The organism is Lysinibacillus sp. NPDC097214 (assembly GCF_050277945.1).
GTDB classification, from domain to species: Bacteria; Bacillota; Bacilli; order Bacillales_A; family Planococcaceae; genus Lysinibacillus; species Lysinibacillus xylanilyticus_B.
This window is the reverse complement of the sequence record NZ_JBNNSS010000016.1, coordinates 1-22,138: the sequence shown is the minus strand read 5'-3', so window position 1 is coordinate 22,138 and position 22,138 is coordinate 1. Positions and strand designations below refer to the sequence as shown.

Here is a 22,138-nt window from a genome sequence, read left to right as displayed (position 1 = left end):
CAGCTCTTTCTTACAATTGATTTCGTTATACAAAAAGAATGTTAAGCTGTAATAGCCAGCTGCGCAAGGAACTGTTTCAACATTAAGGAATACTCATGTTCAGGTTTAGTCGAGGCAATTAAATCATCTAATAACAGCTGTCTTAAGGTAGCATCATTTGTTAATTCATATTGTCTAATTAAGGGTTCAATCTTGTTAAGGAAATCGTGTCTTTTTTCAAATAGAGCTGGTCTATTTAAATCTAGCTTTTTTATAGTAATTGATGCACTTTGACTGCCTACTGCCGCGACTACCATTGGACCAGCAAATAGAAGTTTTTCTTCTGGTTTGTCGGTATAAGGATTCAATAACGGAAAATTGGGATTGTAATAATTAGTTTTATTTTGATTACATATTGTGCAGCCAATAGTGAGGTTTTCCCATAAAAATGTTTTATCTGGCACTATACTTTTAGGCAAAATGTGTTCTATATCACCATAGTCAATATGCGATATTTTACTCTCACAATAAGCGCATTTGTTATTGGTTTCTTTAAGTAATTCTGTTTTAATTTCTGTGTGTCGATACTTACCTTTTAATGACTCAGGTACTTTTTTAGAAGCATTTAAATAATCCATTAATTCATTGGTCCAATTAGTTTCATTTTTTACTAATACGTTTGGTTTTTTTCGCTTTGTTAAAGTAATCATTAAAAAGTTCCTCCCTGGAGAATACCCAATGCTTGAGGGAGATGATCATTTAAGCCTACAGCAGACAAATCTTCTTTTAATCTTATATAGCTTTCTGCTGTTATTTCATGACCCCTATAGCTCTCCAATATGTCTTTCAAACTATCTTCAACCCAGATAGGCATTGTTACAGGAACTCCTAACACATCTCTTAATATCTCAGTAGCATTAGCAGCTTTGTTTTCAAAATCAAGTAATTCACTTACAACGGAATTATTATCGTTATATTTCAAAACATAAACTGACGAATCCTTAATGGAATTTACCATTAAGGGACTATGAGTTGAAATAATAAATTGTACATTTGGAAATGCTTGTATTAAGCTTGGCATTAACCTTCTTTGCATAGATGCATGAAGATGGTTTTCCGCTTCATCAATCAACACAACGAAAGGTTCCATCTTATTTCCATTGAACATGTATATTTGCCAAGCTAAATCTAATACAGCTCCTATTCCTCCAGATACGGCATCCAATAAAAATTCACCACTGTTTGTTACTAAAACAACTTCCCCCTCCCTAATAGAAATATCCTCAAAGCCTAAAGTAGGAGGTAATAAAATTTTCAAAATTTCTATAAATCCCAAAAATAACTCATATGCTTCCTCATTTTCTACAACATGATCATTTCCTTTTCCAAAAAGAGCCCAACTAATTAGAGTTGATTTCATTTGTACAGTTGGAGTGGTATCCGTATAGTTTCCCATCAACCTATTTATTAATGATGAATTAAAATTATGAAAAGCTTCAGTACGTGTTAAAGGTCTTACTGGTATAGTCGTCACCTGTCTATATGTATAGGCTGTCCTATGTGAAGGTATATTTAAGCCCCTTATAGAAAGACTAGTTGATAAACTTGTACCATAATTCGGAGATTCAACAACATCTGGCACATGAATTTTTGAGTGCTGACCGTCTTCTAGTTCAATGTCTCCTATGTCTAACCAATCAGTATGACTCTTTGGCTGTATGGCTCTTCTTCCACCTAATCGATATTTAAACCCAGCGTTCGAATTTCTTTTAAAAGGGGTAGCTGTCTCACCGACTCCCCACCCAATAAGACGGCTAAACATCCTTAAAATTGTACTTTTCCCGGCACCATTAGCCCCAGTTAATACAGTTAAGTTAGGATGAAATTGAATGTTTACATTTTCAAACTGATTCCAGTCTTCTAGTTTAATGCTTTTTATTATCATAACTGCCACTCCAAACTCCTCTGTCTTTTATAAATCATTATTCCATTATACTTCATAACATCATAAATTTTCCTGTCGCAGCGCTAATCTTTATATCTACATTTTTTACAACGTTTTATATTGTAAATGCAAAATATAAGTGTTATTATAACATTAAATAATTTATAATCAAGGAGAAGGAGGGTGAATCATATGTTAAATGCTATCGGTACAGCGTTAAGTAGTTTTCAACAATATCGCATACAACAAAAATCAAAAGGACTCGGATTGCTTGTATTCTTTTTAATAATTTTATTACTAGCAAAGTGGAACGATTGGTTTCAACCATTAGCAAATATGCTAGGCATTACAACATTTGCATATGAAATTGGACTTATTCAAAGTACTTCTGTCATGACATTTCTTGTAGCTTTTATTTTATTTGTTATTCTAATCGCATTCTTATCTGTGTTATTGTATTTAGGAGCAATTTTGCAATCCATGTTTATAACTGCACCTGTGCCGGTTAGAATCATGTTACTATTGCCTTTTTTAATTATTGGAGTAGCATTAGTATTGTTAGAGCGCATTTTTGGAAAATTTGTTACTAAAAAGGAAATAAAGAGTTCAGATGTAGAGGAATCAAAGGATATTTCTCCGTATTTAACAGAGCAGGAACTCGCTTTATATAAGAAACATGAAGCTAAGGGAGTAATTTATCAATACGGGGCAACTTATTTAGATCAATTTACTAATCGTTCATTATCAAATGAAGAAGCGGCCCGCTTCTTAAATAAAGCATTCGCACATGCTAATTCAACATCTAATATCCTGATTGGCTTTTCTCGCACTTTACAGAGATGGTTTATAATAGGGGCTCAACCATTACCGAGATATGCTAGTTCTTCTGTTAATTTTTCAATGACAGATTTAAGCGTTTTTGGTGAAGCGCTCGATAGATCATTCGATGCTGAGGATAAACTTTATGTACCTGCACAAGGACTCTATATCGAGTGGGATTCAAAAAGTAATTCATTTATTACATTTACGGAACCACAAGATGCCGACCCTAGATACCGCTTATCATTCCGTACTTGCGTCCAACCTATAGATGATTTTGAAGATATTCGTATGGTAATGGATGGTCCATTTGTGTTTATGTTGGAAAATTCGGATAAATTAGTATTAACAACAATCATGCATAAACTTCATGTGTTGGCTTATGCACTACCAGCCTACTATCCTGAAGAGATTGAGAAATACCATTTGGGTGAACGAAATTATGTTACTGCTTCTGCTGCAGTATCAAATTATTCAGCATTGAAGCAGGTATATATAGCCGATGTATTAACCTTTTTAGCTTCACATTTACGCCAACATCCCGATGATTACCGCGCTCAGAATGCATATAAACAAATTCAGAGAACTTACAGCTAGATCGCGCAACTTAGAAGGAGAGAATTGAGTGTTTGAAGAAATTGAACCTTATAAAGAATACCTAACATCTGTGAGGCAGTGGACGGAGTTCATTAAAAAAAAGCCAGAGTTAAATCTCCCCACTGTCTCTGCATTAATTTATCATTTCGGATCGTGGAGTGATGCTAAAGCTCATTTTGGATACGTAAGAACCGTAACCATTCGAGATATAGAATCATTCCCTGAGGAGCAAGTAATAGTGCTCCTAGAGCCTTATAAAGAGCATTTAAGTACAACCCTTATATGGGATTCTTTCGTAAATGAAAATCCAGAATTAAAATTGCCAAACTTTCACGCCCTTATTGAATATTTTGGTTCCTGGAATAGCATGAAGCAAGTGATGAATTTGCCTGTACATCCGTCCAATCGACCTACTGTATTTACAAAAGACGATATTATACAGGTCGTTAAAAAATATGCGCCGCTTTCATTTTCCCCTCGTAAGTGGGAAAAGTTTCGAAAGGAACAAAGTATAAAGCTGCCATCATACCAAACTATTGCTAAGAATTTATCGAAAGACGAACGAGAAGCTCTTCTTCATGAATATAAGAAGAATCAGATTCGATTGCTAGAATAAGACGATTATTTTATATGATTATATTGTGTTTTACAAAAATCCAATAAATAAAGAGCAGATGGCCATAGCTATCTGCTCTTTATTTATTTCAATTCAAGGATCTCTCGAATGTTCCTCTATTACATAGCAAGAGAATAGTAACTAACTATATTGTTCTCTCTAATTCAAATCGATAAGAGGCTGCAGGAGAGATACATGTGAGTATTTCACTGATTATCTCGCCAATTATTAATTACTAAAAATTCATCTACCATTTCTTGTGGTGATGTTATAGGAGCATTTACCTCTCTTGCAATTAATGATAGGAGATCCGCAAAAGAATATTCAAACGTCTCATCCATGCTGTTAATGTAATTCATTACTTTCTGAAGCTCATTTAATCTATCTTCATCTAATCCGTTAATTAAATAATTTCTTATAAAGTCATTTACAATATCATAGTTAAGCATAGCTTGTTCAAGTAACGCTGCACATGCTCTATGAGGGGTACATCTCAAAGCATAAGCGATTGAACCTATTAGATGATCCGTATGTTGAGAGACTCGTAGTGATATTCTATCGCTAGTACCAGGGGCAGTCCTTTTTGTAACAGTAGGATTATCAGAGTTTCCAAAATAAAGAGTGTTGTTAAAACGGATATCGCGCTGAAAACATTTTGATATGTAACTGATAACATCAACACTATTAAGTGCAGAAACTACTAAATGATTAGCAACATCTTTTACTACAATTCCAGTAATAACTGAAAGACGTTCAATGCTAGTTTTCAGGGGGATTGGTAAAGTAGGCTTGTAATCCACTTTGGCGTCTTTTCTTTTCTTCTTCTTCACTTTCATTTCTCTTGATACCTCCATTTTTGCGTTTTAAGGTAGAGACACTTTCATACTGTACATGGGATACTACATGCTATGGGGGAGAAGGAAATTATATGTGTATAAAAAAAGAAAAAATAGGTCACCATTATAGAAAGTGAAAGGTGGCTAATAATTATGATCAACGAAAAGAAAAAAAGATTACTTGAAGAGATAAGAAAAGAAAATGAAAAATATAGTTTCCCCAAGAAAAGAAAGAAAGCTCTGGGAAAAACAAAAAGTAAAACCTAGAAGTGATAGAAAATAAGATACGGTATTAGTAGTCAAAAGAATAAGAAAGCACGGTATGCTTTCATAGCTAAAAGCTATTTCGTGAGTCAGTAATAAAACGACTGCAAAAGTTAGTAAAGAAGCTTCTAGTAGGATGGAATGAGCACCTGAACATTCAGGAATCCCTACTATTTAAAAACAAAAACATTTAAAAAGGGACATAAAAGCAAATCTGCTTATATGTCCCCTTCTATATTTTGTTAATCAAAACTTATTCCACTTCCGCTAAAATCAGTTTTTGCTATAACTAGACGTTTATTAATCCAATTAGCTCATAAGTACGACAATATATATAAAATAAGAATCAAAAATATTATGCGTTCACTAATCTTATCCCCTTTTTATGTAATGATCCGTAGTGATTTTTCCTAGCGTTTTGAAATCTCAACTTTATAAGCATTTGGTATTTCAATCTCTCTATTAGGTCCATAATCTAAATCTGTTATACTATCACTCGATTGACTTACAAAGTAAACCCTATCAAAGTCGTACCCACTACGGTTACTAGCGATAAATAACTTGTCATTGAATTTTAAATTATCAAACATGCCCTCGTTTTTTAAAGCATCGTAGTCAAAGGTTGAATCATACTCCCGAGCATCTAATGTTGTGAAGAAAATTTCATGACAATGATCACACTGAAATCCAATAAGGATATACTCATCTTTTGTTAAGATTTCTTTTGTATCAGATCCATTACTCTCATTAAAAGAATCACAAAGTTCGTATAAACATACTGTTCCCCCACCTTCATACTCCCTAATATTCAAACCTAAGTCGTTAAATGAAACCTAAAATTAGATCTGTTTTGAGACAAACTGATACGCAAAATCGAGAGGATTTAGAGCAAGAACTCATTCTAATGGTGCTAGCAACGATTAAAGAAAAAGATTTTCAGCAGTTACCATCCTTTTTTGAACTAATGGAAAAAAAGAACAATCGGAAGAATTATATTAAATAATAAAAGTTCAAAAAAAGGCTGTTTTTTAAATGACTTACTCCCCTTTATTATGTAAGCAGTCGATCAAATAACGGTTCCCAGTTAGCAGAGAGATTAGCTCAATATAAATAATGGAGGTTATGACAATATGAGTGCAACAGAATACGCAAAACTTCTCACTTCTTACATTCCTGGGAAGATTTATGGTCTTAGGGCTGTCGTTACAATTCCCAGTAAAACGTGGATCGCTTACTTGGTAAAAAATCGAGGAAATGGGTTTCTTGATGCCTACCTCTCACTAGATCGTAATAAAAACGGTAATGTATTCCACTATGAATGCGGTCTTTCTCAACTTGTCGGTTATGCAGATCTTTGGGGAGAGTTATCTAAAAAAGGAGACGGATTATGGCATTGGATGTATGCAGCACCCAATGGACAATCAGATACTAAACAACCATTTGATATGAAACCGGGTTCAGATGTACCAATTGAATTATCTATTAACGCTAACGGCGGGTTGGATTTCATTGTAAATTACAGTGTGAAGAAAACATTTAATGAAGGTTCTTTCAATACTAGCGATGGCATTACTAACGCTCGTATTGTAATTGGAGCATGTGATCAGAACTTTGATTCTACAAGTAATATCCCCAAAAAACCAGGTAATCTCCTTACCGAATGGGGGACATTTACTAACCATATTGTAATGAAGAATATCGCATATCAGACCACACGAGGAGGCGCTTGGAAACTATTTGATCCAACGGGTAAAGTAAATGAAGTTTTCTGGCCAACAGGTTATACTCATCAAACCACTCCGCAACGATTTACTTATGCAACCTCAAACGGTAAATTGATTGCTTCATTAAAGAAAGCTGGTATTAATGCTTAAGTAGATAGGCAGAGTTTATTTCCTGCCTATTTTAAATTTTACCGGGAAATTACAAGTAGAAACTGGGAGTTCAAGTTATTCTGTAGATGGATTGGCAGTTAGATATAATGGAATTTGGCCAGATCCAACAGTTGCCAGAGCAGTATCTTATCCAGGAAAAGGAGCAGCTACTGATACTTTTACAGCAACTTCTGGTACTGATTACTATGCTAAAGCATATGCACAGTATAATATAAATAATATTTATGGCCAGGCAGTAGTAACAGTAAACTAATTTTAAAGCAAACTATTCCGCAGAATATTTCGGAACAGTTTGCTTATTAGTATAACTAAAAATTTATTTCATGGAAATTCTGTACATATCCCAATTTAAAAATATGTAAGCATAAAATACCCTGAAATAAAATAAAGCATAAATTTTCCAAACGGAAAATTTATGCTTTACGTCACTGTTTCTGCAGCCAATTGTGAATTGATTGAACCGTATGCCACATGTAGTCCATAATCTATACGGTGTTTCATCCCCATCTAGACTCGTCACTTTGCGTCCTTACCATTATTTATTCTTGGATTAAGATTTCAGATAGTTTCTCCCTCTTGAATCCAGTGATTGTCGAAACAATTTCTCCTGCTTCTTTCACAATAGTAAATGGTACACCTGCACCTTTTAATTCTTTAAATTCTTGAAAGTGCTGTGCGTTAGTATCAATATCTCTCTCCTCAAAAGCAATCCCTTTCTCTGTTAAGAATTCCTTTTGTTTAGTGCAAAACCCACAACCTTCACTAGAATATACTATAACTTCCATTAAATTCATCCTCCTAATTTAAGATATAAGTAACAAAGAAACCCAACTATACGACATAACAACCTTTATATAAAATTATTTCTATATAAAAAGCCATACTATAAAACCCTTATATATTGTTAACAATATGACCTTCCGGAAACATCTGTTTGTCTTAAATAAGGTGACACTCGGATTTGAACCGAGGATAAAGGTTTTGCAGACCTTGGCCTTACCACTTGGCTATGCCACCATGTAGGTTATATTAATTAAAGAAGAAAAATTGTTTAAAATAACAACCTTTTAAACTAAAACGATCAAAAAGAATCCCTTTTGATCGTTTTGTTGAAATCAATTGATTTTTTTCTTGTTTTGCTGGTCACTATAGAGGTTTTTCATATCCCAGAACCCAGGAACAGAATCTACATCATACTTTTTTATAGTATTAATTAGTTTAATAAGTAAATCTTGACGTAAATCTTCTCTATAATGTGGATGTGTTTGATATAGGCAATGTTTCAATTTAGGTTCAAAGTAATTTAATACAGTTAATAAAGCTGTATCATCATGTTTCGATTTTTCTACAAGTGCAATCAATTCCTCTGGCATTTACTTTCAATCCCTTCGTAAATCTTTTATAACTTCTGACAACTGATTAATACTTAGTTCCAGATTTGCTATTTTCTTTTCAAATCTAATAAATAGATATACTGTTATTGCAATAGGAAATCCAAAATTTCCGATTATCACAATCCATGCAGAGGGTTCTGTTATCATCGGTAGTCCACCACCTTATTATTATCGTAGACCCTACTTTTCTTTTGATTTTCAATGTAAGTTAACATATTTTTCAAAGCCTTCTTATGAGTTTTAGAGACTGCTTGCTGTGTCTTATTTAATATCAGTCCAATATCTGTATCACTTAATCCTTCTGCATATGCTAAATTAATAATTTCCTTTTGCTTTTTAGTTAGTGATTTTAATGCTTCATACAGTATTGGACTGGTTACATGTTCATCTAGATCATCACTTATAATAGCCTCACCTAAAAGGTCTTCTGCTTGTTCGTCAGCCATTAAATCAAGAAATGTTTCTTCACCTTCACTAGAATTAATTGAGGCATCTAAAGTAGTAGAAAATCTGGATTTTAAAAGTCTCACTCGTTTGTCGTAATTAATAGAATTATATTTAAGTGTTATTGAAATATGAGAAGTAAAACGGATTTTAAAATAAAAATGTTTAAACAATATATCCAATTCTTTCATGTTCTCAGGGGTAGGGTTGGATATTGTTTTCATATAAATTTCTTTGTTAGTTGGTATTTTGAGAAAAGAAACCACCAAATCATTATCTAATAAATCTTGATTTTCTATTTCGAATTTCCTGATATTTTCTTCGTTCCATTTATTTTTCAATAATCAAATCCTACCTTTGTCATAATTTTATGTTCTTTTTTGACCCATGTAGGAACGTATGTTCTTTTTTGAGCTAAAAAAAAGATCATACGCCCTTTTAAAAATTTGTAAATTATCCTATTTTTACCGTCCGTTAGCTATATTAACATTATATTTTTTTTATTTAAATGGTTTTACATAAATTTTTAATGTGCATCGCTGTAGAAGCGGATTCTTGGATCAAAGATATTAAAAATTTGCGTTCATATTCTGTGGAATCTTCGTTCAAGCATTGTGTAAAAAAGGCTTGTGTTTTTCGCGCTTCACAGAAACATTTTAGTAGTAATGATTTATCTAGTTTTGTTTCAAATTGTTCATTAGAATCATCTTCTATACTAACGTCTAAAGATAAATTAAGAATAGAGATCATTTCACGGTAATCCCCAATTTGTATTTTGGTTGTGTGCTGCATTAAATATTCAAATAATTCAGATTCATTTGGTTTTGAATTTTTTAAGTCTTCGTATTTGTTAATCAATAAAGCTAACGCTCCCGTTACATGCGGAGCAGCCATAGAAGTACCTGATAAATTGGCATAATCCTTATTTATATATGTAGATTTAATATCAACACCAGGAGCATAAATATCTACTTCTTTATTTGTATTAGTAAAGTTAGCAACTTCATTATTATTATCCATAGCACCAACAGCTATTACTTCCTCATACCCAGCTGGATAAGAATATTCGTCAGTTGATAAATCACCATCACCTTCGTTACCGGATGCTACAACAACCGCTATATTCTTTGAAACGGTTTGTTTTATGGTATTATGAAGGATTTCATTTGAAGACGAAATACCTAATGATAGAGATAGAACATTTACTCTTTCATTATTTGGGCCTGTCCAATTCATAGCATATTCAATGGCCTTAACCAATGAATCAACAGTTCCACTTCCTCTATAATCCAAGACTTTTAGTATAAGTAAACTTACATCAGGCGCTACCCCTACTATCCCTACATCATTCACTGATGCCGCTATAGTTCCAGCTACATGTGTGCCATGACCATTTAAATCTTCAAAATTTGTTACTTCTCCATTTGATTCTTTTGTAAAATTATAACCACCAATAATGCGATCCTTTAAGTCTAAATGATGATAGTTACAACCAGTATCTATTATTGCAACAACTACACCTTTACCTGTATAACCTTGATTCCAAAAGTGTTCAGCTCCAATTCTAGAGATATTATTCGTTACTTCATCTTTTAATTTCTCTTTAACAAAAGAACTCGAAGAACCAATTAATTTAACTAGAGTATCATTCATTTCTCCTGCACCCCCGCTATATTTATAGGTATATAGAAGAACCAATCTGAAATATCACAACCTTTTTTTAAAAAAATTTTTAGTTCTTCTAAATTTAGTAAATAATTTTTAAACAATTGCTCTAAATTATATAGTGACAAAAAAAAAAGCCGATTTATGTAATTCGGCTTTCCCACTTACATTCATGTACGGAAAAAAGGATCTCCATCAATTAAATTTTTCCGTATAAAACCTCTCCCAGCTTGCCAATTCAAACTAATTGAGTATGTTGATTATGCCAATGCCTCCTGTAATCGAACTGCGCTCATTTTTATATCCTCCTTATTTTCCAGCAATAATCTGTAGCATTTGGTACGTCAATTCAACGTCTTCTGTTATTTTGAAGAGCGTATCTTCCTCGTGTTTAGTTAAGTTGCGATTTAAGCGGTGTCGTACATACGCCAGGAGTGTATCCCATCGACCAACCTGTGCCATTTTATAAAACTCATCTCGCGATATTACGTCTGCAGGTACTCGGGAGTCTGATTGTACATCCTCAATGTCATTTACATTTACTAAAAGCGTTTGTTGTAATAACGGAAAAAGCTCATTTTCTAATTCCTTCAAGACATTCTTGGTTTCAACAAAACATGGTAACTCCGCTTCTTTTAGGTACATCATCTGTAATACAGCTACTAATCTGGGATAATGTTCAGTCAACAATATAAATTCCTCTGAAGAAGTAGCGTTTTGCATTAGTGTCCCTACACACACAACCTGCTCTGCTAACAACGCAATTAATGCATTTTTATGTGTAATAGCACTTATTGAAAAATGTGCCGTTTGATGTTGCTGCCTAGCAATCTCTAGGATCAATTCAGAAGCAAACAACTGATATTGTTGACAATTATTGCGTAATAACTGCCTAGCGATAGGTTCATTTATGTTTTTTAGAACATAATCACGGACATATTTAACAATAGTTTCATCGATAAATTGCTCATAGTGATGAAGCGGAATGCTTTGGGGCAGCCCTTTAATGTTATTAAGATGTTCCAATCTAGTTACCTCCTAAACTGTTAAGCCATTATCTATATAAATTTCATCTGCAGGTGCAACTTCAACCTTCTCTATTTTCTCTATAAACAGGAAAGACATAATGCAACCAATAATAATAAAGACAGTTAGTGCAAATTTTTTAATTCTCAAAGGTTCACCCTCTTCTTAAATTAGGGCAGCCATACCTGACTGGATGATTTTATCCATATTTGTCTCCAGTGGGAAAATGATAGGAGTATCAGTGTTATTGGCCGCTTCTTTAGCTCCATACATTGCTTCATGACCACAAAATTTTCGAACAATAACTAAGCAATCAACTTGGTTAGCTATATTCAAAAGTGCTTTTTTTCGTACACTTCGTCCATCATTACTAATAACCTTTACCGCATATTTTTCCTCGATTTTTTTTATGTGTTGCTGCTTATACATTCCACCAATAATCCCAATTGTTTTAGTAATCATATAAATTCCCCTTTTCAAAGTTATAACCTCATTGTAAAAGAGAATCTAAATTTTGTAAATAATTAATGTTATAATAACATTAATTATTTACTCCATTCTGCATGACATAAGATAACTCGTTCAATGTAAAGTTTTCATTTATCCACCCAATTACGTTTTCTTGCTGCAGTAATGGCAATAGGTTTTCGACATCATCTTCTATCACATAAACAATAGGGATTCTATGGTCTTGACAGACCTTATTCAGTTCCATAATTTCTGGAGTTATATGATGTACTTCAATAAAAATACAAGAATGTTCCGTTGTTACGAGATCGTTTATGTCGGAAACTCGAGTAACAATTGTATCAACAGGAGATGCTATTGCTAATGCAGCCTCCCAACTAGAAGTGTCCTCCCCATTTGTATATACATAAATAACCTTCATCTCTTAATTCCTTTCTAAACTAAAAAAGAGCACCCCTAACAAAAAGACAAATTAAATGTCTTTGTTGTTAGGGGTACTCCCTTTTATTTGTTATTATATTATTTAAATTTTTGCCATAACTACGTTTAGTTTAACAAACCAACATGATACCGTCAATTTGTCAAACAAGAATTTCTGGTAAAAAAGTAGCGGTTAAAAACATTAATACAGACATTGTTAAGATAGCTCTATGATTCTTGCGGAACTCAGGATGTTCAATTAATTTATAACCGTGTTGAAAGGTCATTGAAACTACAATACCAATAAGAGAGGCAAAGATTACTGCTTGCGTTACTAAAAGAACAATAATTTCTAACCAATTATCAATTTGTGCAATTGTAGTTAATCCCAAGAATATAAATGGAGCTCCTCGGACACCTATTAGTGTAAACATGGAGAATAAGGCCATCAATTGTGAGTACTTTTTCCATTGTCCTACTTTAAAAACAGTTGCCATCATTAAGATGAAACATGCGATTAAAAACATAACAGTGAAAATTGTCGATACTTTATCAAAAATCCCCAGCAACTTCTCTTGTTCCATCCAGCTGAAGATAAATGATTCCATTTTTTGAGTATCTAGCTTCTCAGGTTCAATTACATTAATTGCTGTTTGTAACAACATCCTTAACTACCCCCTAACACTTCTCGTTGTGTCAGACTATACAATGCACCTTCCTCCACTAGCTCCCCTTCTACTACAGGGAAATAGCGACTGCAAGTATAATGATTTCGAGCATAATCATCAAAACTCCTCATAGCTTCATGCCATTGTTGTAGCGCACGTGGTGCCACGAAAGGTCTTTCAAATATATCCTCTATATCTTCTAGCGTAATTGTTGCATGCACTTCGCAATTGCATAGTTTAAATTTGTAACTGTATAAATGCACATCATGCATATATTCTGCAAAAGGAAGAATGTTTTGTAACTGGTTTACCAATTCAGACATCGGTTTAAGCTGACCATCTCGATATACACGATCAAAGTTTCTTATAAACACGACCTTTATGAGGTCATAGTTAATGCTACCCGTTTCGTTTACGCGAACTTCAAGCTTAAAGTTAGTTTGAACAAAAGATGACAGTGTGCTTACAAGCTGATCTAATTGTTTAATTTCGCTTACTAGCTTTGTGTAGTATGCAGGCGATAAAGCTTTTGCAACTGCACCAGACGACTTTTTCTGCAATAAAGAATCTGACTGTCGATATTCATACGTTAATTGTTTTACTAAAAGATGGTTCTTTCGAATGTCATCTATAAGAACGGAATTCATATTATTTACACCCCACAATTTTTTCATTATATGTAATAGTACCTATAATTTCTACATTATTTTTCAATAGATTACTAATTAATAGTAAATGATTAGTTGTTAAAATTAAAAGGTACAAAAAAACTATCATTTTGTCAGTATTTAGTATAAAAATGATTGTTTTTGATATTTTTTTGTACATTTCAATTAAAATATAATAATTATATAGAACAAGAGGTAAAATGAAATAGTTCTCTTGTTCTATATTGGTTTTTAATTTAGGTGAATTTTTTTATAATCTGTAATTAGTTCTTCTGAAACATCTAAATCTAAAGTGATATTTAGACGTTCACCGACATTTAAATGGTCTAGATTATCGATTACATACCATCTTTTGCATTCATAAGGGATAATATAGAGATATACAAAGTCTTTATTGATTTCAAGGACTTGAGCCTCCCACTGAACGATACCTCGTTCAACAGGCTCATAGAAGCTTGTTCCTTTTAATGATTCGATAGGATTCTCTTCTTCAACGAAAATATCTGTTCCCTCACCAAAAATTGATGTGATGTCTAATTCATCTGAAAACGAAATCGCACTTGCTTCATAGTTAACGTTAACTTCTTCAGCAATAGGTGAAGTAAACGTTGTACAGGCTAAATCAATTGGTTGATAGCATCTTTCTTCTACTGGTTCAAAAATCTTCACCTTTCTAATTTGAGCGGCAGTCTCCGCTTCTGGTCTTGGTGAATAGAACATATAAGCCATCACTGCAAATAAAACAATTCCTGTTATAGCTAACATTAAAATCATCCTCTCTATTCGAATAAATCAAAGGCTAGTTGACCGTCTGTAACTGAGCGGTTACTTTTTTCCTTCTTTTTTAGACTTTTTACATTTATACAAACGATGCTCTTTTCCAAAATATCAAATATGTCCGGAGCTCCATTTGTTGTTTTAGCGCCTTCTGATATATGGTTAACTACATCAGCTACATCATCTTTCTTCACTACTAATTCTTCTATGAACATGCTGCTCTCTTCTTCTTGAGGTTGCTTATTCAATATTTGCTTACGTTCAGTAGGGGCTACATCTGTACGTCCGATATTGGCTAATATCTCACGTGCTCTATCAGATGTTTGGCTTATCCAATCCTCAGCGGATCCTTTAAGCGTTTTGTTCCCTTCCTTAACGGACTTTAATAACATCGATCGTAAGTCTCCGTCGTCACCAAGCATCGCACTTAGACCATCTGAGGATAATTCACCATTAATGGCTGCTGTCGCGCGATTTTTAGAAGCTATGATATAAGCCATCTCTTGTTGCATTGTTCCTTGGTAAGCTAAATAGAAGAGTCTACACTCCTGATCTTGCCCAATTCGCCACGCTCTCCTTGCTGCCTGATTAATCGTAAACAGGGACCAACTAAATTGATAAAAAATAAGCGTCGGTGTACATAAAAGGTCTAAGCCAACTTTCACAAGTTCTTGAGACACTATACATACATCATGTCCCTCTTCCTCAATTTTTTGACTTAGCCATTGGCTACGTTTATCAGTTCCAGCGGAGTTTGTATCTAAGATACAGACTTTTGCACCGATTTCTTCAAGCTTTTGTTTCAATCTTGGTCGAACATCACGTGCAGGGTTAGTAGAACCTGTATCACGAACATAAATAATGGATTTTCGTCCTTGCGCCATCTCAGTTCGAATAATCTCCTGAAGTTTTGCTTCTTTTGGAGTTGTTCTAGCTGGATCTATATGAGTAGCTTTCCAGAGTAACGATAACTCACCTGATTCAGGATTCTTGATAGTTGCATGCGGAATGCTATATGGATTATCTGGCATTGCAATTCCGTAGTCCATCATTATTCGGTAAATAGAACCAGGGTTTGGACTACCGCTTGCGACCCTATCAAATGTACTCATCATCTCGTTATACACTTCGGCTGTTTCTTTATCCATCGGAACAAATATTGTCGGTGTGTCGATTAGAGGTACTGGATCTGGCCATACATCTTTTAATCTGACATTCACGACATTATGAAGCATGTATTTTCCGTAGATAAAAGGACTAATACCTGGTAACAATTTATCTGGATAGCGTGTAACTCCCCCACGAGAATTAGTATTACTATTTTCACTTGTAGGTTTATGAGACACAAAAGTACGTTTTTCTACGTTTCCAAATTCATTGTTAAAGCGTCCTACTTCTGAGTATTGATAACCACTATTAGCCATATCAGATGGAAACAGTCTCCACAGTAAGTAGTAAACGTCCATTGATTTGCCACCAAACAACGTTCCTGTACCTGCTATAACCTTTTTAGCAGCTGCAGCCAGAGAACCTAACGCATTACCTTGCGCTGTATTATCCGCCTTACACATATGCACTTCATCAACTATGGCTATATCAAAGAAATTCTTCATTTTTCTTCGAATATATTCAATAGCTGCTACCTTACGTATAAGCCCTTTAGAAGACTTTGGCTTACTGTTAGATAGTGAACTTAATGAAGATATCTGCATTGTATCTCCTGCAACAATAGCCTCTAGTAGAGCCTTCTCATGTTTCGTCCAATCTGCAAATGTTTGATACCTATTCGCTACCTTATTCGTCCATAAAGAATCCCCACAATGGAAACAAAAAGCATTTGGATCATGAACCGTTTTATGTAACCGGCGAGTTTTTCCGAACTCTTTAGGAGTCATGTTATAAGTTTCATAACGGATTTTCTCTAATCCATCTGACTCATCGATATAAGTCTCTTTTGACTCAATTGCTTGGTGTGCTTGCCCGCAAGATGGACAATAGTAACCGGCACGATAAAAGTCATCCTCGCCCTTCTGTTTTTCTGTTGCGCGGTAATCCCACGTAACACCTGGCTGTATCCGAGCACCGTCTCTCATTGTTGTATATGAAATCACAAAAAATACAGGTTGCTGCGGTTTGGGTCTGCCTTTATTAGTCCAGTCAGTATGATACCGAATTAATTCCTCGGTTTTACGAACCAGGATAACCTTCGCATCAGGCACTGTGTTTCTAATTTCCTTTGGCCACTTATCCATTAAGCTAGGAGGAGACATTAAACAAACATGATAGCCTCTATCTTTGCCTTTAGGATCCCACGTACTAAATAAACCATCAGCGATTGCTGTCATCATAGTTGATTTACCAGTGGACATTTCACCCTGTAAGATAACTGATTTTTGAGTTTTTAAACGTTTTGCTATGGCTGTACTTGCGTGCGCTTGTACTGGGAATAGCTCACGTTTATATTTTTCAAACTTTGGGTGAGTAACCATTTTCGAAGCATCATGTGTTGGCTGTACTTGCTCCGCTAATTTCTCAATTAACATGTCGTTATAGCCTAACGCATATTTATCAAGCGTCTGCACTTCCTTTAGAGCACTCCCGCTTCCATTCCTTTTAAATTTAATGGTCCCATTTTTTAATAACTCACTAATCAAGCTATCTGCTTGTTCTTCTGTGAGTGCAACTTCAAATAAATGAAAATGTTCATTGACGTCATCAAAAAGAAGCGGATCTTTGTAGAAATCCACTGGTATAAGATGCCCTCTTTGACGCAGCTCTTTATAAATGATTTCCTTCCATTCTTCCTCAATCCATAATCCAAATGGAGGTCCTCCCAACAAGGCGGCAACATCATTCGCCGGATTACTGTCAAAAGAAATCAAGTATTTCCCTTTATCAAGTAGATCGTCGTGCAAAAGGATATAACCTTTGCGAGTTCCTGATAAATTCATTGGAAACTTTTCATACCGACCTTTTTCAGTAGCTAAGCCATATTCTTGCTGAAACTGATAATCGGTATTGCTTTTCACTCCATGTCCAAAACGAAGCGCTCCGCTAGTTCCCATGTCAATACAGGCTTTCATAGATTGAAGTGCCGAATCTGCACCGGATACTACAGCTAACAGCAGTACCTTTTCAAGACCATAACGGTTGTGTACCTCTTTATAAGCAGCTGCATAACAAAATGCACTATGCCATGCCTGCTTTACATACACATCCAACATCTTAGGTTTTTCTTGTTCTTGGTAGTTAACTACCTCTGTCATATAAATTCCCCTTTTCAAAGCTATTTGACACTTCCTAGAAAGCACAAAAAAGCCTTTGGGTCATTTCACAAACAGCATACAAAAAGTATGTGTTATAAAATGCCCAAAGGCTTGTACAATACGCTCTCCGTCGTTACTAATATAGTAAGACAATCAAAAAAAATAAAAAGTATCTCCCTAAGTATATACGAAATTACTATTATTTTCAAAGTGAATTATTTTACTCCAAAAATAGACTGTTTTCATACATTGCTATTAGTTAAGCATTACTTTTAATTTTAATTTTTTACGACTTTATTTCAAATCAACTAAACGTAAACGCAGAAATTCCACTAACAAAAATAAGAGTACGATAGGATTTTTTGGAATGTTTGTAGAATTATAGTCTATGGTGAAAGCAAAACGAATAATCTAAGTTAATATTAGAGCAGTTAAATAGGAGGGGGGATGAAATGGTTGGTATAATTATTGCATTAATTTTCGTGTATGGTTTTATTTTGTTCAGAAATGGTATCGAATTAAATAATGTAACGATTGAATTTACAATCTTATTCGTAGCATGCTCATTGATAATCCTTTTATTTTGGAAAGCACGAGAAGGTATTTCTAAAAAGATTGGCATTAGTATTTGTGCCTCATTAATCTTACAAATAGGGATTATTAGTTATTATGCATACGATAGGCATTCGAATCATTTAATAGATGAACAAAATAGCTTGTTAGTCATTTTAGGGAATTCCACTGACTATCAAAAATTAAACTTAAGTTATGAAGATATTGAAAAAATAAACATAGTTGGAGATGCGAAGAAAGGTGATTTCCATCACCCATTTGGTTATAGGATTGAACTGAAAGTTAAAAATGAGGTTTATCAATTTAAATGCAAGGGACAAGGACCTTCGTGCGAAGAAATGGAATTAATAAATGCAACAACGTCTTGAAGATAGTGATGCTGTTATGATTAATGTAGGGGACGTTATGACAACTTAAATAAAAAAGACCACCTCGTATGAGATGGATACATTATTCTAGCTATTCAATTTAGGAAATAAGAAAAAAGATACCAGAACGTCTCCTGGTATCTTTACTAATATGTGCACACTCCAGTGCCTTTTTATGTACCCTCGGTTAAAACAACTCTAATACAGTGATTAGAATGGCACCTAGCACGTCTGCGTTCAGATAAGAAGCCAGAACTGTAAGACGGTAAATCACAAGTCGGATTTTCCACATCATGCATACACCTCCTCTGGGTTTTGCCCAGGGAGAATCTTATTCTATCATGTTTTCGATAGGAATAAAATGGTTTGTTAGGATTTTTAATATAAAAAAATACAATACTATTTTGTTAAGTATTTCTCTCTAATAGCAATTATTATTAGTTCATTCCCTAATAAAATTACACTCATAAAAAAATTCTTTATATGCTGTTATGAAGTCATTTCCTTGGATATCTACAGTTTCTCTATAGGTCTTTGGATCATCTGAAGAAAGTTCACGTGCATCAATAACAATCTTCATAGATGCTTTTTTCTTATCTTTACTAACTGTAAAGTGGAAATCATTTCCCCAACCTGTTTCACAAATAATCGAAACCGACGGTGAATGTACAGCAAAGTGAACTGTCATAGATTCTAGATCATTATCTTTACCACCGTAAGTATCTATAAGAAATTGAACCGTAGATTCGAATCGTGAATCAATTTTTCTATCCAATTCGATGTTTAATACCTTCTGTGCATCTAATATAAACTGCTCTAATACTGTGGCAATTTCATTAAACGTAGTTGTTACTTCCCCGATTTTGGTAGGATTCTTTAAATCACTAATTCGAGTACCTTGGTGAACACTTACGTTTGAAGATGTAGCATATGCGCAAACTTTTAAGTCATCTAAAGTCCCTCTGAAATATACATGCAAACTTTCTATGAAGTTACCTGCCTCGTTACGCTTATTGTTATAAAACGTTATAATCTCAACATATCCGTTGTCTTCTTGTTGGCGGTTATAGAATCTCACTTTATTTAAAGCCCATAATTCTTCTCTAACTGCAACTCTTTTGAAAACACCTAATTTTAATTGTTTTGCTGCCTCTGGAATAATTTCATGTGAAAAGATCATAATTAACTCTCCTTTTATATACATATCCATTTTAAAGTCATTCACTGCATCACTTGAACAGTCTATTGTAATTTATAGACTTCGCCTGACGGAGTAAGCACCTTTATACTCACGCTACGTTTAGTACGTGAGATATGCATAACACCATTTTCACTCTCTTCTTTTTCATGCTCTACAGTAACATTCTCTAACCCTTGCAAAGCGTGTAAATGCTCGCCCTCGCCTACAACGCCATTAACCATACCAGATGCTAATAACAAAGCCATCTGACCTTGAGATATATTAAGTATTGGTTGCCCATTTAAGCGGATATCTCGCGGTTTAGAACGCTCTTTAAAAGCTTGAAACCCTTTATTTTCACGAATAAGTGGAATAAAGTTTTCTTTACTTTCTAGCCTTGTATAGAATGTAGGTGCAATTAGTGGAGTATGCGGTAATATCCATCTTTTTCCGCTCTGTACTAACTGCTCTAGAGTTGGTACTTCGTTTAGTACGAACTCATCATCTTGCAGGCTTTGTAAGTATTCAAACATTTTCTGTGAAAAGAGTTTAGTCTTTGCCTGTTTCTTTATTCCAATGAATACACATTGAGAAAAATCGTAATAATCCTCATCACTAAAACGGCCTAACGCTACTTTTTCGAATTGAGTAGCTAAGAACCTTGCTATTTTTGCATCTGCGAAGCGGTAACTAGGGATGATATAGATCATTACACCCCCGCTTCTGAGATAACGCGTACCACGAAGCAACTCTGTGTACTCTTTCCGTTCCGTTGTATCATCACTAAATCCCTTGATGGAATAGTCATATGGTGGATTTAACCATATACCTCCAAAGAAATTATTACTAATGACACAGCTTTCAATTGGCGCCTGCAGACAAACATCTAAACGCTTTCCCGCTTCCATCGCTCTTGATTTGTCTATTTCAACTCCGTATGTTTGAACGGCTTTATCTGCAGCAATATACTCCAGTATTAGCCCTTCTCCACATGTAGGATCAAAAATTGTTGTTTCATTTGGCATTTCTAATAATTCTTTAACAAATTTACCTTGTGATATTGGTGTAGCAAAGTAACCGGCTCTTAATTTATTTCCAATGTGCGACATATTGTCTCCTCCTTTAAATAAAAAAAAGAGCTTTGCTATGCAAAGCCCTTCAAGTCTTATTAATAACCATGTTGTGGATTAGGGTATGTTTGCGGCGGATTTTGATTTGGCCATTGTGGCTGATTAGCAAAATGCTGCTGCGGTGGATTGCCAGGATATCCTGGTTGTGTATTACCCCAAGGTGGTTGATTACCACTACCCTGTAATGGCGGTTGATTCTGATTATATTGTTGTCCCTGATTTCCTCCGCCAGCTAAGAACGGATAAGCAGTAACAATAAAATCATTAGTATATACTTTTCTTCCACCTTCTTCGTAAGAACCAGTTTCTAATTTGGCTTCTACAGCAATCATTGTTCCTTGCTTTCCAAATTGACCTAAAAATTCAGCGATTTTATCAAATGCTGTAATAGAAGGATAAGTCGCCTTTCTTTTATTGCCTGTTGATTTCTCTTTCCCATTGTCTACTGCCAATTGGAATTTTGCATACTTTTTATTGTTCTTTACCTTAACTTCTACATCTTTAGTTAATCGACCTATGAAGACACATCTATTATTTATCATATTGAGTGTCCTCCTCGTCAACATAGAAGAATTTGTTAATCATTTCTTTTATTTTTCGCATTCCTTTTACTGAGCCATTTGTATTAGCACCAGCTATAATCCAATCACCAGATGGCAAACGGTACATAACAGATTTTTGTTTAGCTGTAGCGACTGCACATGCGATTTCTTCCGCTTCCTTAATAGCATCATTCCTAGTACAGGCTTTTAACGCGAAAAATTCTCGTTGTCCATTTCCTATACGTAGTTCTACTCGATAATTTTGTTCTGCTCCTGTAATAATATTTCTAATATCCTCTGAAGCAAATACGATTTTTTGTAACATAATAAATCTCTCCTCTTTTCAAAGTTTCAAAGTTTTTTTATCTAATGAACGCAAAAAAGCCTTTGAACATTTGCAAGAGTAGACACAATACGTCTAATCATGAAATGCCCAAAGGCTTGTACAATACATTCTCCGTCGAATTCGAGAAATCAAATTGACTAATTAAATACATAAAAACTTATACACTCATGTTACCATAGGTGGATTATTCTGTCTACAAATCATCGTAGTTTTCGATTTAAGTGTAGCTTTTGAATAAAGTTCGATTAAAAT

27 protein-coding genes and 1 tRNA gene are annotated in these 22,138 nt (G+C 34.4%); 6 read left to right on the top strand and 22 right to left on the bottom strand.

Annotation, left to right across the window (positions count from 1 at the left end; genetic code table 11):
- Positions 1 to 41 precede the first annotated feature (41 nt).
- Entirely contained in the window at positions 42 to 689 is a 648-nt protein-coding gene (locus tag ACQKMI_RS22875) for an HNH endonuclease domain-containing protein (protein ID WP_427492681.1), read from the bottom strand.
- Positions 689 to 1,924: an AAA family ATPase gene (locus ACQKMI_RS22870; RefSeq protein WP_427492762.1), complete on the bottom strand. Its 1,236-nt coding sequence runs from the start codon at positions 1,922 to 1,924 to the stop codon at positions 689 to 691. Before ACQKMI_RS22870 ends, ACQKMI_RS22875 begins: the two co-directional genes overlap by 1 nt.
- 192 nt (positions 1,925 to 2,116) lie before the next feature.
- On the opposite strand from ACQKMI_RS22870, the gene ACQKMI_RS22865 reads away from it, so the two are divergent.
- Together ACQKMI_RS22865 and ACQKMI_RS22860 are read left to right on the top strand one after the other, a co-directional pair.
- Positions 2,117 to 3,340 (top strand): hypothetical protein, encoded by a 1,224-nt coding sequence (locus ACQKMI_RS22865; protein WP_427492679.1) that lies wholly within the window; start codon positions 2,117 to 2,119, stop codon positions 3,338 to 3,340.
- 28 nt (positions 3,341 to 3,368) lie between these two features.
- On the top strand, positions 3,369 to 3,956 hold the full coding sequence (locus ACQKMI_RS22860) for a hypothetical protein (RefSeq protein WP_427492677.1): 588 nt from the start codon (positions 3,369 to 3,371) through the stop codon (positions 3,954 to 3,956).
- Positions 3,957 to 4,162: 206 nt separating this feature from the next.
- On the opposite strand, the gene ACQKMI_RS22855 is transcribed toward ACQKMI_RS22860, so the two are convergent.
- The gene (locus tag ACQKMI_RS22855) at positions 4,163 to 4,792 is read right to left on the bottom strand and encodes a hypothetical protein (RefSeq protein ID WP_427492675.1); all 630 of its coding nucleotides are present in this window, start codon (positions 4,790 to 4,792) and stop codon (positions 4,163 to 4,165) included.
- A gap of 674 nt (positions 4,793 to 5,466) precedes the next feature.
- Positions 5,467 to 5,868 (bottom strand): hypothetical protein, encoded by a 402-nt coding sequence (locus tag ACQKMI_RS22850; protein WP_427492673.1) that lies wholly within the window; start codon positions 5,866 to 5,868, stop codon positions 5,467 to 5,469.
- A 38-nt stretch (positions 5,869 to 5,906) separates the two neighbouring features.
- Between ACQKMI_RS22850 and ACQKMI_RS22845 the strand changes: the two genes are divergently transcribed.
- The 3 genes from ACQKMI_RS22845 (at position 5,907) to ACQKMI_RS22835 (ending at position 7,204) form a co-directional block, all read left to right on the top strand.
- Positions 5,907 to 6,059, top strand: coding sequence for a hypothetical protein (locus tag ACQKMI_RS22845; protein ID WP_427492671.1), 153 nt, complete (start codon positions 5,907 to 5,909; stop codon positions 6,057 to 6,059).
- A gap of 127 nt (positions 6,060 to 6,186) precedes the next feature.
- Positions 6,187 to 6,930, top strand: a complete 744-nt coding sequence (locus ACQKMI_RS22840) for a hypothetical protein (protein ID WP_427492669.1) — start codon at positions 6,187 to 6,189, stop codon at positions 6,928 to 6,930.
- Between the two features lie 91 nt (positions 6,931 to 7,021).
- Entirely contained in the window at positions 7,022 to 7,204 is a 183-nt protein-coding gene (locus ACQKMI_RS22835; protein ID WP_427492667.1) for a hypothetical protein, read from the top strand.
- 286 nt (positions 7,205 to 7,490) lie between these two features.
- On the opposite strand, the gene ACQKMI_RS22830 is transcribed toward ACQKMI_RS22835, so the two are convergent.
- The 14 genes from ACQKMI_RS22830 to ACQKMI_RS22765 form a co-directional block, all read right to left on the bottom strand.
- Positions 7,491 to 7,736, bottom strand: a complete 246-nt coding sequence (locus ACQKMI_RS22830; protein WP_427492665.1) for a glutaredoxin family protein — start codon at positions 7,734 to 7,736, stop codon at positions 7,491 to 7,493.
- A 161-nt stretch (positions 7,737 to 7,897) separates the two neighbouring features.
- A tRNA-Cys gene (locus ACQKMI_RS22825) sits at positions 7,898 to 7,968 on the bottom strand.
- Between the two features lie 98 nt (positions 7,969 to 8,066).
- Positions 8,067 to 8,324 carry a helix-turn-helix domain-containing protein gene (locus ACQKMI_RS22820; protein ID WP_427492663.1) on the bottom strand — a complete coding sequence of 86 codons (258 nt, stop codon included), beginning with the start codon at positions 8,322 to 8,324 and terminating at the stop codon, positions 8,067 to 8,069.
- A gap of 6 nt (positions 8,325 to 8,330) precedes the next feature.
- Positions 8,331 to 8,492 carry a YvrJ family protein gene (locus ACQKMI_RS22815; protein ID WP_427492661.1) on the bottom strand — a complete coding sequence of 54 codons (162 nt, stop codon included), beginning with the start codon at positions 8,490 to 8,492 and terminating at the stop codon, positions 8,331 to 8,333.
- Positions 8,489 to 9,130 carry a sigma-70 family RNA polymerase sigma factor gene (locus tag ACQKMI_RS22810; protein WP_427492659.1) on the bottom strand — a complete coding sequence of 214 codons (642 nt, stop codon included), beginning with the start codon at positions 9,128 to 9,130 and terminating at the stop codon, positions 8,489 to 8,491. Before ACQKMI_RS22810 ends, ACQKMI_RS22815 begins: the two co-directional genes overlap by 4 nt.
- Positions 9,131 to 9,293: 163 nt before the next feature.
- Complete coding sequence (locus ACQKMI_RS22805) at positions 9,294 to 10,442, bottom strand: S8 family peptidase (protein WP_427492657.1); 1,149 nt, start codon at positions 10,440 to 10,442, stop codon at positions 9,294 to 9,296.
- Between the two features lie 321 nt (positions 10,443 to 10,763).
- Positions 10,764 to 11,480, bottom strand: a complete 717-nt coding sequence (locus ACQKMI_RS22800) for a hypothetical protein (protein ID WP_427492655.1) — start codon at positions 11,478 to 11,480, stop codon at positions 10,764 to 10,766.
- A gap of 12 nt (positions 11,481 to 11,492) precedes the next feature.
- A complete protein-coding gene (locus ACQKMI_RS22795) occupies positions 11,493 to 11,630 on the bottom strand; it encodes a hypothetical protein (RefSeq protein WP_427492653.1) in 138 nt (45 codons plus the stop codon).
- Positions 11,631 to 11,645: 15 nt separating this feature from the next.
- Complete coding sequence (locus tag ACQKMI_RS22790) at positions 11,646 to 11,942, bottom strand: DUF2325 domain-containing protein (RefSeq protein WP_323650209.1); 297 nt, start codon at positions 11,940 to 11,942, stop codon at positions 11,646 to 11,648.
- A 79-nt stretch (positions 11,943 to 12,021) separates the two neighbouring features.
- Positions 12,022 to 12,369, bottom strand: a complete 348-nt coding sequence (locus tag ACQKMI_RS22785; RefSeq protein WP_427492651.1) for a hypothetical protein — start codon at positions 12,367 to 12,369, stop codon at positions 12,022 to 12,024.
- Between the two features lie 160 nt (positions 12,370 to 12,529).
- Positions 12,530 to 13,033: a hypothetical protein gene (locus ACQKMI_RS22780; RefSeq protein WP_427492646.1), complete on the bottom strand. Its 504-nt coding sequence runs from the start codon at positions 13,031 to 13,033 to the stop codon at positions 12,530 to 12,532.
- 2 nt (positions 13,034 to 13,035) lie between these two features.
- Positions 13,036 to 13,710: a hypothetical protein gene (locus ACQKMI_RS22775; protein WP_427492645.1), complete on the bottom strand. Its 675-nt coding sequence runs from the start codon at positions 13,708 to 13,710 to the stop codon at positions 13,036 to 13,038.
- A gap of 225 nt (positions 13,711 to 13,935) precedes the next feature.
- Positions 13,936 to 14,478 (bottom strand): hypothetical protein, encoded by a 543-nt coding sequence (locus ACQKMI_RS22770; RefSeq protein ID WP_427492643.1) that lies wholly within the window; start codon positions 14,476 to 14,478, stop codon positions 13,936 to 13,938.
- A gap of 5 nt (positions 14,479 to 14,483) precedes the next feature.
- Positions 14,484 to 17,747: a helicase-related protein gene (locus ACQKMI_RS22765; protein WP_427492641.1), complete on the bottom strand. Its 3,264-nt coding sequence runs from the start codon at positions 17,745 to 17,747 to the stop codon at positions 14,484 to 14,486.
- Between the two features lie 452 nt (positions 17,748 to 18,199).
- On the opposite strand from ACQKMI_RS22765, the gene ACQKMI_RS22760 reads away from it, so the two are divergent.
- Positions 18,200 to 18,688, top strand: a complete 489-nt coding sequence (locus ACQKMI_RS22760) for a hypothetical protein (protein ID WP_427492639.1) — start codon at positions 18,200 to 18,202, stop codon at positions 18,686 to 18,688.
- A 442-nt stretch (positions 18,689 to 19,130) separates the two neighbouring features.
- On the opposite strand, the gene ACQKMI_RS22755 is transcribed toward ACQKMI_RS22760, so the two are convergent.
- The 4 genes from ACQKMI_RS22755 to ACQKMI_RS22740 all read right to left on the bottom strand — a co-directional run bounded on the left by ACQKMI_RS22755 (position 19,131) and on the right by ACQKMI_RS22740 (position 21,865).
- Complete coding sequence (locus tag ACQKMI_RS22755) at positions 19,131 to 19,868, bottom strand: hypothetical protein (protein WP_427492637.1); 738 nt, start codon at positions 19,866 to 19,868, stop codon at positions 19,131 to 19,133.
- A 62-nt stretch (positions 19,869 to 19,930) separates the two neighbouring features.
- A complete protein-coding gene (locus tag ACQKMI_RS22750; protein ID WP_427492635.1) occupies positions 19,931 to 20,977 on the bottom strand; it encodes a DUF6094 domain-containing protein in 1,047 nt (348 codons plus the stop codon).
- 59 nt (positions 20,978 to 21,036) lie between these two features.
- Positions 21,037 to 21,540: a single-stranded DNA-binding protein gene (locus ACQKMI_RS22745; protein WP_427492633.1), complete on the bottom strand. Its 504-nt coding sequence runs from the start codon at positions 21,538 to 21,540 to the stop codon at positions 21,037 to 21,039.
- Entirely contained in the window at positions 21,530 to 21,865 is a 336-nt protein-coding gene (locus tag ACQKMI_RS22740; RefSeq protein ID WP_427492631.1) for a hypothetical protein, read from the bottom strand. Before ACQKMI_RS22740 ends, ACQKMI_RS22745 begins: the two co-directional genes overlap by 11 nt.
- Positions 21,866 to 22,138 lie beyond the last annotated feature (273 nt).